The sequence below is a fragment of the Micromonospora sp. NPDC005174 genome (genome assembly GCF_040608495.1).
Taxonomy (GTDB): domain Bacteria; phylum Actinomycetota; class Actinomycetes; order Mycobacteriales; family Micromonosporaceae; genus Micromonospora.
This window is the reverse complement of sequence record NZ_JBEXIJ010000012.1, coordinates 64269-78519: the sequence shown is the minus strand read 5'-3', so window position 1 is coordinate 78519 and position 14251 is coordinate 64269. Positions and strand designations below refer to the sequence as shown.

The following is a 14251-nucleotide window of genomic DNA, read 5'->3' as shown; positions in this document are numbered from 1 at the left end:
GGTGGACACCGTATCGGCTGTCACCGGCGGGTGGTGGACCGCCGGTACGCCCACGTCGCGAGGGCCGTGAACGCCAGCGTCCACGCGGCGAGCACGGCGAGCCCGGACGGGGTGGGCGTCAGCCCGGCCGCCGAGCGCCACCCGAGTTCCGCGAACCGGTACGTCGGCAGGGCGTGGGCCAGGTGGCGCAGCACGCTCGGGAAGTACGCCACGGGCACCAGGAGGCCGCCCAGCACCGACAGGCCGAGGAAGGCGAGGAAGTTGACCGGCTGGGCGAGCTGCGGGGTGAGGCCGTACCCGATGGCGAGCCCGAGCAGCGCGAACGGCACCGTGCCGACCCACATCAGCAGCAGCAGCGCGGCCCACCGGCCGGCCCCCAGCTCGACGTGGTGCTGGATGCGTCCGGCGCAGCCGACGGCGATCACCGACGGCACCCCGCTGAGCGTGCAGACCAGGGCCTTCGCGATCACCGCCTGCCAGGCGGGCAACGGGGTGACGCGGAGCTGGCGCAGCCAACCCGACGCCCGCTCCTGGGAGACCGACGTGCCCACCGAGAGCACGCCCGCCACCGCGCCGTAGCCGGCAAGACCGACCATGAGGGCCACCGCCGCGTCGACGCCCTCCAGCCGGTCGCCGTCAAGACCAACCCCGGAGAAGATGAGGTACGTGACCACGGGCGTGAGGACGGTGAACAGCAGCAGCCGCGGGTCGCGGGCCAGTCGGCGCAGTTCGAATCGCAGGTAAGCGCGCATGTCAGTGCTCCGTCGGTGTCGCGGTGCGGGTCGTCGGTGTCGCGGTGAGGGTGAGGAAGGCGGTCTCCAGGGCGGCGGCGGTGACCTCCAGGCCCTGGAAGCCACGCGTGCCGGCCAGGGCGAGGACGGTGGCGTCGGCGTCGTCGGTGGTGAGCGCGACCCGGCCGCCCCGGACCTGCACCGATCGGACCCCGGGGAGCGCGTCGAGGCCGTCGAGCGGCCCGCCGGCGACGTCGAAGGAGACGGTACGACCGCCGGCCAGCGCGCGGATCTGCGCGGGCGGCCCGTCGGCGACGACCCGCCCCGCGGCGAGCACCACGACCCGGTCGGCGAACTCGTCCGCCTCGTGCAGGTGGTGGGTGCTGAACAGGACGGTGTGTCCGTCGGCGGTGTACCGGTCGATGGCCGCCCAGAACGCCTGCCGGGCGGCGACGTCCAGCGCGGCGGTGGGCTCGTCGAGGACCAGCAGGTCCGGGTCGCCGGCCAGCGCGAACGCGAACCGTGCCCGCTGCTGCTCGCCGCCGGAAAGTTTGTCGAGGCGGCGGCCGGCACGCTCGGTCAGCCCGGCCAGCGCCAGTATCCGGTCGGTCTGCACCGCTCGCGGATAGAGCGCACGGGCCAGGTCGACGACCTCCCGGACCGTCGCGCTCGGCGCCCAGCCGGCGTCCTGGAGCATCGCGCCGACCCGTCCCGCCCGGACCGCCTCGGCCGGTGGCCGACCGAACAGGCTCACGGTGCCGCTGTCGGGTCGGTCCAGGCCCAGCATGAGCGAGATGGCGGTGCTCTTGCCGGCGCCGTTGGGGCCGAGCAGGGCGACGGTGCTGCCCCGCGCGATCGTCAGGTCGAGCCCGTCGACGGCTCGGACGGGACCGAACCGCCGGGTGAGGCCGTCGAGGCGTACGGCTGTGTCATCCATGCCTGTCACGCTAGGCAGGCGCGCGGGGCACGGGCAGAGTCACCGGTACGCGGTCGACCAGGACATTTGTCCCGGGTGCGAACCACGGCATGGTCACCAGTCCAGTCGGACCCGGCACGCCGATGCGGTACGTGCCTCTCTGATATCCCGCATGTCTCTGGGGCACGAGGCCGCGTTCCGAGCGCCAGCCCGGGGGAAGGTGACCGGCCATCGTGGACGCTATGCTGCGGGCTCGGCAGGGGAGAGGTGGTCGGCCATGACGCAGTCCGAGCCCGGGGTCAAGCTCCAGACCGACAGGCCGAACGCCGCGCGGATGTTCGACTACTACCTCGGCGGCAAGGACAACTTCGCCGCCGACCGGGCCGCCGCCGAGATGGTGTTGCAGGTCGCGCCGTGGATGCCCGAGGCGGCTCGGCAGGGCCGCGACCTGATCGCCCGTACGGTCCGCCACCTCGTCGAGGAGAAGGGCGTCCGGCAGATCCTGGACCTCGGATCGGGGCTGCCGACGCGCGACAACGTGCACGAGATCGCCCACCGCATCGACCCGGCCGTACGCGTCGTCTACGTCGACAACGACCCCGTGGTCTGCGCCCACGGGCGTGCCCTGCTCGCCGACGCGGCGACGGTGTCGGTGGTGCAGGCCGACCTGGGTCGACCCGGCGAAGTGCTCGGCCACCCGGAGGTCGCCGCCGCCATCGACTTCGACAGCCCGGTCGCGGTCCTCATGATGTTCGTGCTGCACCTCGTGCCCGACGAGCAGGCCCCGCAGCGCATCGTGACGACCTACCGCGACGCGCTCGCCCCCGGCAGCTACCTCGCGCTGTCCCACGCCAGCACCGACGTGCACCCCGACCTGATGGCCCGCATCTCGGCGATCTACGCCCGCGCGAGCACCCCGTTCGTGCCGCGCGGCCACGCCGACGTCACCCGGTTCTTCGGCGACTTCGTCCTCGAGCCGCCCGGCCTGGTCAACATGTGGCCGTACCCCGAGCCGCCCGCCACCGTCGACGCGGACGTCGCCCGCACCGGATACAGCGGCGTCGCCCGCAAACCGTAGGCGTCAGCGGGCCTGTCTCGACGGCATTCGCGCCGCTCCCGTCGGAGTCCAGCCGGCCGCGACAAGCGCCCGGCGCACGACGTCGGCGACCTCGTCGGGCCGGGCGCGGACCAGCCAGGCGGGAAAGCGCAGGATACGGTCGCCGCTGGTCCAGACGTCGTTCTGTCGACGCATGTCCGCCGCCCACTGCCGCGCGTCCATGTGGTGCGCGCCGTCGATCTCCACCTGCACCCGCCACTCGTGCCAGTACGCGTCCAACCAGCGGTTGCGACCCGCCGCATCGACCCGGTGTCGTTGCAGGTCCGGGGCGGGCAGTCGATGCCGTCGGCACAACCGCACAAAGTTGATCTCGGAGAGTGCCTGCGCGCCGCCGGCGATGTCCGCGATGGTCTGCCGGATCAGCCGCCGGCGAGGCGCCCGAGGCAGGACGTCGACGACGGCAGCCAGCTCTTCGGGCAGCACACGACGCTGCTGGCACCCCGCGGCCAGCAACCCCTGTGCCTCGTCCGTGCTGCCGGCCCACCCGGCCGCGTCCACCAGGGCTCGGGCCGTCGTCGTGCGCGGCGGACGGGCAAGCTGAAGATGCGCGTCGGGCAGCACCGACGTGCGATGGAGCAGCACCGCGGGCATGTCGATCGGCAGTCGACGAAGGCTCGTCCGAGCGGCGCGGCGGTTGGCCGGCACCAGCACGTGCAGAGGTTCTCGCCGCAGTCCCCGTACGCCGGCCTCGGCGGCTGCGGTCGCCCCGGCCAGGACTGCACCCGGCCCGGACGCCAGGACCGCCACCCACAGCTGCTGGTCAGGGGTGAGTCGACCGTTGCCAGTGAGCACGATGCCCTGGCAGATCGACCGCCAGCGTCCGGAGCGGATACGACCCCGGACCGTCCCCTCGCTGAGCAGGCCGGCAAGCTGCGCCGTCCTCAGCACACCCGCCTGCTCGAAGGCGAGCCAATCACATGCGTCGGCGTCATCGGCGGGCAACATTCCGTCGATCCTTGCCGCCCGACGAACATCGAGCCACCAGATCTTGGACACTTCGGGGCCGCTGGCCGCTGGCCGCCGCGTCTTCGTGCGCTCGGCCTCTGGGCCTCCGCTTGGCCTCTGGCTTCCCGCGCGGCCTTTGCGTCCTTGCGCGGCCCCCGCGCGGCCTTTGCTTCCTTGAGCAGCCACCGCGCGGCCTCCGTGTCTCGGCGCGGCCTTCGCGCGGCCTTCGCGCGGCCTTCGCGCGCGGCCCTCGCGCTGCGCCCTCGCGTGCGCTTCGTGCAGATCTTGGACAGTTTCCGTTAGCAGCTAACGGAAACTGTCCAAGATCTGCACGGATTCGCGGGAGTGGACGGTTTGTTAGCGGGGGGAGGCCCAGGTGGTGAAGCGATCGGTCAGGTTGATGGGTGGATTGTCGGGATTGAGGGCCGCGAGGTGGGCGGCGGCCTCCGACTGAAGTGCCGCCAGGTGGTCCAGCAGACCCTGGCGATCGATCCGGTAGGTCGCCAGGAGGCGGAGTTTGGCGGCCGAGCACGGCCAGGCGATTCCGCAGGTGCCGCAGCGCCATGTCGGGCGGGCCGGTTGATGATCGGGAGCGCGACGGGACATCAGCCGACCCGCACCGGACCGTGCGCGGCCGGGCACCGAGCATCACGACGCGCCGGCGTGGTGGTACCGGGATGGGGTGGTGGCCGGGCGGGGCAGCGCAGAGGCGGGAGCCGCGGTGGGCAGGGGTGGCGCGGGGGGCACGGGTGGCGCGGGGGACCAGCGTGAGGCCGTGGTCCGGCGCGGGGCGGTGCGCGGTGAGGCGGCGGAGCTGGAAGGTGCGGTGGGTCGGCGTGGGGCGGCGGGCCGGGGAGGTGCCGCTGGTGGGGAGGCGAGCCGGCGCGCGCCGGCGGGCATCAGGTACAGCTCGCGGCGGGCGACGGCGTCGCCGTTCGGGCCGAGCTGGTAGGCGTCGATCCACAACCAACCGTGGTACGTGTGCCGGTCGGTGAGGGCGCGGATCACCCGGACGGTGATGGGGCGGGCGAACTGCGGGCTCGCGGCACGGGTCAGGTGCAGCAGGTCACCGGACCGCACCTGCGGTGGCATGTCGATGGGCATGGTCTTCCCCTGGCTGACGTTGGGAGGGGCCGCCCCGTGAGCGCTGGCCCAGAGGGCGGCCCCGATGCGAACGCGTCCGCCGGGTCTCGGGTCCTCCACCGGCCGCGCCGCTGGTGACACTCTGCTGTGGAGGCCACTACGCTCGGAAGGTGCTTCGCCGGTTCGGGCTGAGCTGGCGAAACGTTCCACGTCGGGCAGTGGCGTGGGTAATCGATCTTCCGGTTTGGGGAGCACTGAATGGCTGATCTGCCGCACTCGCTCGCCGCGTTCATCGTCGGAGAGATCCGCCGCGCCCGAGGGGCCGCCGGGATGACGCAGGAGGCGTTCGGCCGAGGGGCCGGGTTCAGCGCCTCGCATGTCAGCGCCGTCGAGGGCGAGACGCGAGCGCTGACGATGGACTTCATCAAGGGCGCCGACCGTGCCCTCAAGAACAACGGCCTGTTCGAGCGCATGGTGGGGAAACTCGGCGCTCCGTCGTGGTTTCTGCCGTGGCTCGACGCGGAGCGCACGGCGACGCAGCTCAGGTGCTTTCAGCCGAGCCTCGTCCCGGGCCTACTCCAGACGGAGAGCTACGCCCGCGCGGTCATTCGCTGCGATGACACGTTGAGCGAAGACGAGGTCGACAAGCGGATGGCGCACCGGATCGACCGGCAGGCGGTTCTCACGAGGGCGAATGCCCCGCAGTTCATCGCCGTCATCGCCGAGTCGGTGCTCCGCCGCGCCGGTGCGGACTTCCGCGACATCATGGCGGGACAGATCAAGCAGTTGACCACCCTGGCGGAGCGACCGAACATCAGCGTTCACCTGCTACCGGACGAGGTCAGCATGCACGTCGGCCTGACCGGGCCGTTCAGCCTGGCGCGTCTGCCGGATCACAAGTGGGTCGCACAGATGGAGAACCAACTCGGCGGTGTAGTCATCGACCGTGACGACGACGTGGATACTCTGATCTCTAGGTGGGAGACCGTTCGCAACGAGGCGTTACCCCGCCGCCAGTCCCTCGATCTGATGAAGGAAGTGGTGACGTCATGGACCTGAACGGCGCTGTGTGGCGCAAGTCCACCCGCAGTGGTTCCGGCGGTGGCGACTGTGTCGAGGTTGCGGACAATCTGCCGGGCATCGTCGGTGTGCGGGACTCCAAGGACCCCGACGGTCCGGCGCTGATCTTCGGGCCGGCCTCGTGGCGGGCATTCGTCGTTGAGGTCGCCCGTCGGCCGTGATCCCCTGAAGCAAGAAGCGCCCGCCCCCGGAGAACACCGGGGACGGGCGCTTGGCTGTGCGGGGGACCGGTCAGGCGACCACCGACCGTAGTGGCACTCCGGCGGCGCGCAGGGCGCGTACCAGGTCGTTCGTGAAGGGGTGTTCGTCGGCCTGGAGGCCCTGGGGGTTGGGGATCACGACGTACACCGAGGTGTCCATCGCGGTCGTGCGCGCGTCGGTGGTGAAGCGTTCGACGACGGCCCGGGCGCGCGGCAGGTCGGCCGCCGCGATCTCGATGGTGATCGGCCGCCAGCCGCCGCCCAGGTCCGCCGTCACCGGCGCGGCGGCGGCGCTGGCGCGCGCCGCGTCGGTGCCCGGAGTGCGTCGGGCGTCGGGCGCGCCCGGCGGGTAGAGCAGCGCGTTGGCCACCAGGTGCAGACCATTTTCGTTGTACGCCCGAAAGAGTGGATTGAACGCGAACAGCACCGCCCGACCGGCGCCGGTTGGCTCGTCGACGACGGCGGCCGTGCCCTTGAGTGTGTGCGCGCCGACGGTGTAGCCGTTGGCCCAGAACGTGTCGCCGCTCGGGTAGGTGAGCACGTTCGTCCCGGTGCTGCTCGGGGTGAGGATCGGGTCGCTGTTGTTGAACTCGAAGTCCTCGGCGGGGCGGCCCAGGGCGACCGGGTTGTCGGTGTCGACGTCGACCCGCAGGTGGGAGCCGATCACCAGGTAGTCGGCCGGTTTGGTCTTCTCCGTGGTGGAGGTGAGGCCGGCGGCGCGGGCCAGCCGGGTGCCCTCGTTGCGCAGCCCGACGTAGGTGTGGCCCTGGGCGATCCAGTCGCGCAGGTTGGCCTGTCCGGTGGCGGTCAGGCCGCCGGTGGCGTTGCTGCCGTCGGGGACCAGCAGCACGGTACGCCCGGTGAACGCCTCGGTGTTGTCGTTGATGTCGGCCGTGGTGACCGGCTTCAGGTCGAGCCCCCACCGCTTGCCGAGCACGTAACGGGCCTCGCCGTGCGAGCCGGAGGTGGTGGAGATGCCGGTGCCCTGGAACAGTCCGACGTCGGGCAGGTCGAGTGGGGTGCCGGTGACCCGCCCACCCGGGGTCAGGGTGACGCCGAGTGACCGGGCCAGGTCGTCGACCGTGCGGCTCAGGCTGCGTGCCGGGATCGCGACGCGGCCGGTGTCGAGGTCACGCACGACCGGCACACCCCGGCCGAGCAGGGTGAAGGTGAACTCCGCGGCGGCGGCCGAATCCAGCGGGTACGTGTAGGAGCCCCACGGCCAGGCCAGCCCGCTCCGGCCGCCGGCGATCCCCCGGACGAGCTGGGCCTTCGGGCGGACGTTGTCGCCCGTGTAGATGGTGGACACGCCCATCAGCAGCGGGTTGCTCCAGGACGACACGTCGTAGAAGTACGGGAACGGGACGTACGGGTCCTCGCCCATGATCGCCTGAATCCAGTGCTTCTGCGGCTGGTCCATCGGGATCCAGTACGCGCCCCTGGGCACCGTGACGTCTGTGGCGCTGCGGCCTCCGAAGACGCGGGCGGTGGGCACGCGGGTGGGCTTCTGCACCTCGTACACCTCGACGTCCATGCGGCGCAGCCGCTCGACGAGCCGGCGGACGTCGGCGAGCTGCCGGTCGGGCAGCAGGAAGTACGAGCGGATCGTCACGTCGGGTACCGGGAACTGGACCTCGTTGGTGGGCTGCACCACCTCGTTCGGCTCCAGCGTGCCCGCGCGGCCCTGGGCGAGCGCGTCGGTCCAGATGTCGAAGTAGCCGTCCAACACCGCACGCTTGTTGGCGGCGGCCCACCCGAGCGTCGACCACTGGGTGTGGAACTGCTGCTGCACCCGGTCGGCCACGGCCGACGCGCTGCCCTTCTCGTACGTCATGCCCGCCGCACCGAAGCCGGTGGTCGGCACGGTGTCGCCGTAGCCCATGAAGAACATGTCGTACGTGTCGTAGTTGAAGTAGCACTCGGTGGTGACGGTGTCGTCGCAGGCGCCGTTGTAGCCGAAGCCGGCCTTGTTGGCCTCGCCGATCCGGTTGATCCAGTCCACCGCCTCGCCGGCGATCTCGTGGTGGATCGGGTCGGCGTTGGGCGGGAAGAAGTACTGCCGGCCGCCCATCTCGTGCGCGTCGACGAACACCTGCGGCGGATAGCGGCGCAGCAGTTCGAGCTTGCCGTCGGTCTCCTGCTGGGTGCGGGCGAACCAGTCCCGGTTCATGTCGAAGCCGAACTCGTTCTGCCGCCGGCTGGCGTCGCGGCCGTCCGGATTCTGGGTCGGCACGATGACGGTGACCAGGTTGTCGTTGCGCCGGGCGACCTCGCAGGACAGGCCGGCGGCCAGCTCGTACAGCGTCTTGAGGGCCGCGTCGGTGCCGCTCTTCTCGCCGCCGTGCACGTTCGCGGCGATCCAGACGATGGCCGGGCCGTCCTTCGCCGTACGGGCCGCCGTGCGCGCGCTCGTCCGGCGTGGGTCACGCAGGTCGCGTACGTCGTCGGCGATCCTGCGCAGCGCGGACGGGCGTACGTTGCGCTCGTTGGACACCACCGCGTACGGCAGGGGCTGCCCGAGCACGCTGGTGGCCAGCACCCCGGTGACGACCCGGTCGGAGGCGCTGTCGACAGCCCCCAGGTAGGTGCGGACCTCGTCGTTGGTCACGACCCGTTCCTGGCCGAGGCCGAGGGGGAAGCCGAGCGTCGCCTCCGGGGTCGGGACGGTACCCAGCCGTGCCGTCGGGTCACTGCTGCACGTCGACGGCGGGGCGGCGCTCGCGGGTGGCGTGCCGCCCAGCAGGGGAGTCGTGCCGAGCAGGAGCGCTATGGCGGCGGCACCCGCCAGCCGCTTCGGAGGGACCGTCCAGAACGGACGCGACGATGGGGTCATGTCTCGGGTTCCCTTCTTGGGGGAAAGCCTCGCAGTGGCCGGAGCCTATGGACGGGCCGACACGACGGTCAAGGTCCGATCGACTTCCGTGAGTGCGTGGGATGCCGGGTCCGGGACCGGCTGGCAGGATGGTGGTGTGACTCAGCGTCGTCCTGGAGGGAGCAGAACGTGCCGGAGACGATCACCATCGCGGTTCGTCCGGATCTTCCGTCTGCCGATGTCCGGCGCTCGCTGGCGTCCTGGCTGCGCGCCGACGACCGGCTGCGCGACGGGGTGACCCTGACACCACCGGAGGAAGTGCCCGAGGGCGGCGCGGACGTGCTGCGGGTGGCGATCGGCGACGCCGGCACTGTCATGGTGCTGGTCCAAGCGGTCGCCAGTTGGTTGACCCACCGCCGCGAGGACGTGACGGTGCACCTCGTTCTGCCCGGCGGATCGTCGGCCGAGTTGGACGTCCGCCGGGCGCGGGACATGGACCAGGTGACGGCGCTCATCGAGGCCGCGGTGCGCGCGGTGGCCCCGGAGTAGGGCCGACCCCCTGATCACCTGATGAGGAGCAGTTCGGAAACCGGTACTGGCAACTGCTGGTCATCAAGTGATCAAGGGAGCCGCGCTTCGGGCACCTACCAGGTGGTCAGGCCCAGGCCGATAGTTCTGGTCAGGGTGGCGTTGTCGTCGTCTCCGTCGAGCGACCAGATCATCGCCCCACCCAGACCGGCCCGCCGGATGTAGAGCGTCTTCTGCAACACGACCGCCGGGTCGTCGTACGTCCAGAGGGTCGTACCGTCGAAGAGCCAGGCGTGCCCGGCGCGCAGGTCGCGGTGCACGGTGTAGCCGTTGCCGGCCAGGTTCTTGAGGTTCTTGTAGTCCTCGTACCCGGCCTCGAAGGTCGCCGGCGCGGGCCCGGCGGCCGGCTGGAACAGGCCGTTGCCGCCGCCGGTGACGCCGGTCCAGCCGCGACCGTAGTAGGGGATGCCCAGGACCAGCTTGGCGCGTGGCGCGCCGCGGGCGATCCACCCGTCGACAGCCACCTCGACGGAGAAGTCCGGGTTGTCGGGCGAGCCCGCCGGTACGCGCAGCGCCGACTGCTGGTTGGCGCGGGCCTCCCAGCCGCCGTGGAAGTCGTACCCCTGCACGGTGGCGAAGTCCAGGTACTTGAAGATCTTGCGGCCCTCGTAGCCGGCGTCCATCGTGGCCGGGTTGGCCGGCAGGAAGGCCGTCAGCGGGTGGTGCGAGCGGGTGGTGCGGCCGTACGCGTCGAGCTGCCGGCGGAACTCGGCGAGCAGCCTGGTGAAGTTCCCCCGGTCCTCGGGGCGGATGACGTTGCCGGGTTCACCGTCCCAGTTCGGCCACTCCCAGTCGAGGTCGACGCCGTCGAAGACGCCCGCCCCGGCACCCGGCGCGCCCGGGAGGTTGCCCTTGAGGTACAGGTCGATGCAGGAGGCGACGAACGCCTTGCGGGACGCGTCGGTGCGGGCGGCGTTGGAGAAGTACGTCGACCAGCTCCACCCACCCAGCGAGATCAACACCTTGAGCTGGGGATGCTTGGCCTTCAACTTGGCGAGCTGGTGGAAGTTGCCGTTGAGCGCCTGGCCGGGCGCGTCGGCGACGCCGTCGACGCTCTCCTCGGCGGGTACCGGTCGCTGGTAGTCGGCCCAGGCGTCGCCCTCGCCCGGCCCGCCGTCCAGATAGCAGCGGCCGTCCTCGCTGATGTTGCCGAAGGCGTAGTTGACGTGGGTGAGGCGGCTCGCGGCCCCGGAGGTGTCGAGCTTCTTGACCGGGAACGCCCGGCCGTAGATGCCCCACTGGGTGAAGTAGCCGACCCGGTGGTAGCCGGGCTGGCGCTCGGGCTTGGCGCTGGCGCTCGCGGCAGCGGGCGGGGCAGCGGTGATCAGTAGGGTCGCCAGGGCGACGACGGCGGTGAGGCGGCGGTGACGCAGTTGACGCATCGGCACTCCCACGAGGGATCAAACAGAATTAGTAAAGACACTTATCTGATTGATGAAGTTAAGCCGATCACGCTCTGCGGTCAAGAGCCGCCCCTCCGCCACCGCCACCTCTGTCGGTCAGCCGACCTGGCTGTTGTCCTTCATCGACCCCCAGCCGTGCCAACGGTCGATCTCGATCAGGGCGCTCACCCGACCGCGCTCCCGACGCGGGTAGGCGTTACCCGTGTAGTGCCTCGACAGCCGGTCGATGTCCGTGAAATCCGGGTCGGGGCGCAGCTCGGCCACGTGGCCGATGATGCTCACGTGGGTGTACCACCCGGCCTCGTCCAGCACGGTGAGGGAGACCCGGGGGTCGTTGCGGACGTGCTCCAGGCGGCGGCGACTCTCGTCCATGTTCACCAGGATCCGGCCGTCCTCCCACAGGTACCAGGTCGCGGCGGACACCGGCTGACCACCATTGCGAAGCGTGGTGATGACAGCCGGGTTCGGCTTCTGGAGCATCTCGACCGCGGCCTCGGGAAGCGGTGGCTTGGACATGGGTCTCCTCCTCGCGTGGAACGGTTACCCCTGCACCGTACGCACCGGCAGGCGGCAGCCGGGCGACATGCCGACCAGTTCGGCGAGGCGAGGTACGGCGAGGACTCAGCGCAGCTCCTGGATCCGGACCATGTTGCCGGCCGGATCGCGGAAGGCGCAGTCCCGCATGCCGTACGGCTGCTCGGTCGGCTCCTGGACCACCTCGACGTCACCGGACTGCACCTTCTCGAAGGTGCCGTCCAGGTCCCGGGTCGCCAGCAGGATCCACCCGTAGGTGCCCTTGGCCATCATCTCGGTGATCGTGCGCCGCTCGTCCTCGGTGACGCCCGGGTCGGCAGCCGGGGGCGCCAGCAGGATGGACGTGCCGGGCTGGTCGACGGGCCCGACGGTGATCCACCGCATCGTGCCCTGACCGAAGTCGCTGCGGACCTCGAAGCCGAGGACGTCGCGGTAGAAGGCCACCGAGGCGTCCGGGTCGACGTGCGGGAGAACTGTCGTGTGAATGGTGATGTCCATGCTGGTCATGCTAGGTAGGGCCGCCAGCGGTGACTTCTCGATTCCTGATCGATGCGGCGGGTGGCCGCCGGTACGCACCCGCGTGCGGGCCGCCGGAACGGGCCGGCGAGGATGGGTTCATGACCGATCCCGTACTCCCCGGACGTGTCGTCGTCACCGGCGCCACCGGCAAGCTCGGCCGCGCCGTGGTCGCCCACCTTCGCGGCGTCGGCGTCGACGTGCTGGCCGTGGACCGCGTCGGCGGCCGTGACCCCCGTGACGTCGACGGGGAGTTCCTCCTCGTCGACCTGACCGACTACGGGCAGGTCGTCGAGGCGTTCACCGGGGGCGCCGACGAGCACGCCGGGGGCGTCGAGGCGATCGTGCACCTGGCCGCCGTCCCGGCGCCCGGGCTGATGTCGAACGCGGCCACGTTCGCGAACAACTCCGCCGCGACGTACAACGTCTTCGCCGCCGCGCGGGCCGCCGGCATCAGGCGGGTGGTGTGGGCGTCCAGCGAGACCGTGCTCGGGCTCCCGTTCGACACCCCGCCGCCGTACGCGCCTGTCGACGAGGAGTACGCGCCTCGGCCCGAGTCGACGTACTCGCTGAACAAGGCTCTGGAGGAGGAGATGGCGCGGCACTTCTGCCGCTGGGACCCGGAGCTGGTCATGGTGGGTCTGCGGTTCTCCAACGTGATGGACGTCGAGGACTACGCGCCGTTCCCGTCGTTCGACGCCGACCCGCGAGCCCGGCGGTGGAACCTGTGGGGTTACATCGACTCCCGCGACGGTGCCCAGGCGGTCGAGCGGGCGCTCGCGTACGACCGGCCGGGCGCGGACGTCTTCATCATCGCCAACGCCGACACGGTCATGTCCCGGTCGAGCGCCAGCCTGCTGGCCGAGGTCTACCCGGGTGTCGAGATCCGCCGGGAGCTCGGCGAGCACGAGACCCTGCTCAGCATCGACAAGGCACGGCGGGTCCTGGGCTACGAGCCCCGGCACTCGTGGCGCGACCACGTCGAGCCCACCGTGGGCGATCCGGCATGACGACCGCGCGTACCGGGATAAAGTTCCCTTAACCGGTACGAGGGGGTGCGGCCATGTTGACGCGCACCTGGATGCGCGGGCTGGCCGACAGCACGAGTCCGCGATCGGCGACCGTCCTGGAGCTGCTGTTCGACATCGTCTATGTCTTCGCGCTCGCCCGTCTCGCCGGGCGGGTCGCGGACGACCTGACCATCGTCCGGCACACGCTGCTGTCCGAGGCGGGGCAGACGCTGCTGTTCTTCACCGCGATGTGGATGATCTGGTCGTTGAACGCGTTGCTGGCCAGCACCTACGACCCTCGCCGCGTGGACCTCCAGGTCCTCCTGCTCGCCACGATGTTCGGCACGCTGGTGCTGGCGGTGTCGCTGCCACAGGCGTTCGGCCAGCGCGGCACGATCTTCGCCTGCACGTACGTCGTCATCCAGCTCGGCAGATCGCTCTACCTGGTGTTCGCCCTACGGGGTGATCCGGCGCAGGTGTTCTCGTACCGGGTGCTGGCCTGGCACACGGTCTCCGGCGTGCTCTGGATCGGTGGCGGCCTCGACGGCGGCCTCGGCCGCGGCGTCTTCTGGACGCTCGCGCTCGCCATCGAACTCGTCGGCGCGGGCACCAACTGGCCGGTGCCGCGGATCGGCCGTGCGCCGATCGCCAGCCTGGTCTCGGTGTCCGAGGTGCACCTCGCGGAGCGGTACAACCAGTTCTTCATGATCGCGCTGGCCGAGGTGGTGCTCGAAGCCGGCGCCGCCGTCAGCTTCCCGGGTTTCTCGGCCGAGCGGACCATCGTCCTCGTGGCCGCGTTCGTCTCCACGGTCTCGTTCTGGCGGCTCTACTTCTACCACGTGGGGCCGGGCAGGCAGGCCAGCGGCAGCCCCGCCGGGGAGGGCCTGCAACTCTCCCGGCTGGCGAGCTACAGCCTGCTGCTCATCGTCGGTGGCATCATCTGCACCGCCGTCGGTTTCGGGCAGGTCATCGAGGACCCGCACCCGCCCATCGACTGGGCTCTGGCGGCCATCATCTTCGGTGGTCCGGTGCTGTTCCTGATCGGCCGCAGCTACCTGGAGCGCCGGTACCAGTCCGCGCCGCGCTGCCAGATGTTGTTCATCGGCGCGCTGGTCATGGCGGTGGCGGCGCTGCCCAGCGTCCTGCTCCCGCCGGTCGCCGTGACCGGCCTGGCGGCGCTGATCCTGGCCGGGATCGCCGTCGCCGACGGGCACGCCCACCAGCGCGGCGCGCAGACCAACCCGACACTGTGACGCGGGGGCGTTGAACGCCGAGAACGCCTCAAGTAGGGTGGCTGCACGCCGTCAAGCCGAGAG

At 71.0% G+C, this 14251-nt stretch carries 14 protein-coding genes; 6 read left to right on the top strand and 8 right to left on the bottom strand.

From position 1 onward, the window contains the following. Window positions 1-20 precede the first annotated feature (20 nt). Window positions 21-752, bottom strand: coding sequence for an ABC transporter permease (locus ABZU91_RS15850; protein ID WP_355240049.1), 732 nt, complete (start codon window positions 750-752; stop codon window positions 21-23). A 1-nt stretch (window position 753) separates the two neighbouring features. Next, window positions 754-1668 carry an ABC transporter ATP-binding protein gene (locus ABZU91_RS15845; RefSeq protein ID WP_355240046.1) on the bottom strand — a complete coding sequence of 305 codons (915 nt, stop codon included), beginning with the start codon at window positions 1666-1668 and terminating at the stop codon, window positions 754-756. Between the two features lie 256 nt (window positions 1669-1924). On the opposite strand from ABZU91_RS15845, the gene ABZU91_RS15840 reads away from it, so the two are divergent. Further along, window positions 1925-2725, top strand: coding sequence for an SAM-dependent methyltransferase (locus ABZU91_RS15840; protein ID WP_355240043.1), 801 nt, complete (start codon window positions 1925-1927; stop codon window positions 2723-2725). Window positions 2726-2728: 3 nt separating this feature from the next. Here the strand turns inward: ABZU91_RS15840 and ABZU91_RS15835 are convergent, their stop codons facing one another. Together ABZU91_RS15835 and ABZU91_RS15830 are read right to left on the bottom strand one after the other, a co-directional pair. Next, entirely contained in the window at window positions 2729-3709 is a 981-nt protein-coding gene (locus ABZU91_RS15835; protein WP_355240040.1) for a hypothetical protein, read from the bottom strand. 648 nt (window positions 3710-4357) lie between these two features. Next, window positions 4358-4813: a hypothetical protein gene (locus ABZU91_RS15830; protein ID WP_355240037.1), complete on the bottom strand. Its 456-nt coding sequence runs from the start codon at window positions 4811-4813 to the stop codon at window positions 4358-4360. A 237-nt stretch (window positions 4814-5050) separates the two neighbouring features. On the opposite strand from ABZU91_RS15830, the gene ABZU91_RS15825 reads away from it, so the two are divergent. Both ABZU91_RS15825 and ABZU91_RS15820 read left to right on the top strand, forming a co-directional pair. After that, window positions 5051-5851: a helix-turn-helix transcriptional regulator gene (locus ABZU91_RS15825; RefSeq protein WP_355240034.1), complete on the top strand. Its 801-nt coding sequence runs from the start codon at window positions 5051-5053 to the stop codon at window positions 5849-5851. Next, window positions 5842-6033 (top strand): DUF397 domain-containing protein, encoded by a 192-nt coding sequence (locus ABZU91_RS15820; protein ID WP_355240031.1) that lies wholly within the window; start codon window positions 5842-5844, stop codon window positions 6031-6033. Before ABZU91_RS15825 ends, ABZU91_RS15820 begins: the two co-directional genes overlap by 10 nt. Before the next feature lie 70 nt (window positions 6034-6103). Here the strand turns inward: ABZU91_RS15820 and ABZU91_RS15815 are convergent, their stop codons facing one another. Continuing rightward, window positions 6104-8905, bottom strand: coding sequence for a M14 family zinc carboxypeptidase (locus ABZU91_RS15815; protein WP_355240028.1), 2802 nt, complete (start codon window positions 8903-8905; stop codon window positions 6104-6106). A gap of 168 nt (window positions 8906-9073) precedes the next feature. Here ABZU91_RS15815 and ABZU91_RS15810 point away from each other — a divergent pair, with 168 nt between their 5' ends. Continuing rightward, window positions 9074-9433, top strand: a complete 360-nt coding sequence (locus ABZU91_RS15810) for a hypothetical protein (RefSeq protein WP_355240025.1) — start codon at window positions 9074-9076, stop codon at window positions 9431-9433. 95 nt (window positions 9434-9528) lie between these two features. Here ABZU91_RS15810 and ABZU91_RS15805 read toward each other — a convergent pair whose 3' ends face one another. The 3 genes from ABZU91_RS15805 to ABZU91_RS15795 form a co-directional block, all read right to left on the bottom strand. Beyond that, window positions 9529-10854 (bottom strand): glycoside hydrolase family 18 protein, encoded by a 1326-nt coding sequence (locus ABZU91_RS15805; protein ID WP_355240022.1) that lies wholly within the window; start codon window positions 10852-10854, stop codon window positions 9529-9531. Between the two features lie 117 nt (window positions 10855-10971). Further along, window positions 10972-11391: a PPOX class F420-dependent oxidoreductase gene (locus ABZU91_RS15800; protein WP_355240019.1), complete on the bottom strand. Its 420-nt coding sequence runs from the start codon at window positions 11389-11391 to the stop codon at window positions 10972-10974. A gap of 105 nt (window positions 11392-11496) precedes the next feature. After that, window positions 11497-11907, bottom strand: a complete 411-nt coding sequence (locus ABZU91_RS15795; protein ID WP_355240016.1) for a VOC family protein — start codon at window positions 11905-11907, stop codon at window positions 11497-11499. A 119-nt stretch (window positions 11908-12026) separates the two neighbouring features. Here ABZU91_RS15795 and ABZU91_RS15790 point away from each other — a divergent pair, with 119 nt between their 5' ends. Further along, a complete protein-coding gene (locus ABZU91_RS15790) occupies window positions 12027-12935 on the top strand; it encodes an NAD(P)-dependent oxidoreductase (protein WP_355240013.1) in 909 nt (302 codons plus the stop codon). Window positions 12936-12988: 53 nt separating this feature from the next. Further along, entirely contained in the window at window positions 12989-14188 is a 1200-nt protein-coding gene (locus tag ABZU91_RS15785; protein ID WP_355240010.1) for a low temperature requirement protein A, read from the top strand. Window positions 14189-14251: the final 63 nt, after the last annotated feature.

Coding starts and splice junctions, on each gene's coding strand:
- ABZU91_RS15825 (WP_355240034.1), top strand. CDS start 5,051: ATGGCTGATCTGCCGCACTCGCTCGCCGCGTTCATCGTCGGAGAGATC.
- ABZU91_RS15840 (WP_355240043.1), top strand. CDS start 1,925: ATGACGCAGTCCGAGCCCGGGGTCAAGCTCCAGACCGACAGGCCGAAC.
- ABZU91_RS15845 (WP_355240046.1), bottom strand. CDS start 1,668: ATGGATGACACAGCCGTACGCCTCGACGGCCTCACCCGGCGGTTCGGT.
- ABZU91_RS15830 (WP_355240037.1), bottom strand. CDS start 4,813: ATGCCCATCGACATGCCACCGCAGGTGCGGTCCGGTGACCTGCTGCAC.
- ABZU91_RS15820 (WP_355240031.1), top strand. CDS start 5,842: ATGGACCTGAACGGCGCTGTGTGGCGCAAGTCCACCCGCAGTGGTTCC.
- ABZU91_RS15850 (WP_355240049.1), bottom strand. CDS start 752: ATGCGCGCTTACCTGCGATTCGAACTGCGCCGACTGGCCCGCGACCCG.
- ABZU91_RS15835 (WP_355240040.1), bottom strand. CDS start 3,709: ATGTTGCCCGCCGATGACGCCGACGCATGTGATTGGCTCGCCTTCGAG.
- ABZU91_RS15815 (WP_355240028.1), bottom strand. CDS start 8,905: ATGACCCCATCGTCGCGTCCGTTCTGGACGGTCCCTCCGAAGCGGCTG.
- ABZU91_RS15800 (WP_355240019.1), bottom strand. CDS start 11,391: ATGTCCAAGCCACCGCTTCCCGAGGCCGCGGTCGAGATGCTCCAGAAG.
- ABZU91_RS15805 (WP_355240022.1), bottom strand. CDS start 10,854: ATGCGTCAACTGCGTCACCGCCGCCTCACCGCCGTCGTCGCCCTGGCG.
- ABZU91_RS15785 (WP_355240010.1), top strand. CDS start 12,989: ATGTTGACGCGCACCTGGATGCGCGGGCTGGCCGACAGCACGAGTCCG.
- ABZU91_RS15790 (WP_355240013.1), top strand. CDS start 12,027: ATGACCGATCCCGTACTCCCCGGACGTGTCGTCGTCACCGGCGCCACC.
- ABZU91_RS15795 (WP_355240016.1), bottom strand. CDS start 11,907: ATGGACATCACCATTCACACGACAGTTCTCCCGCACGTCGACCCGGAC.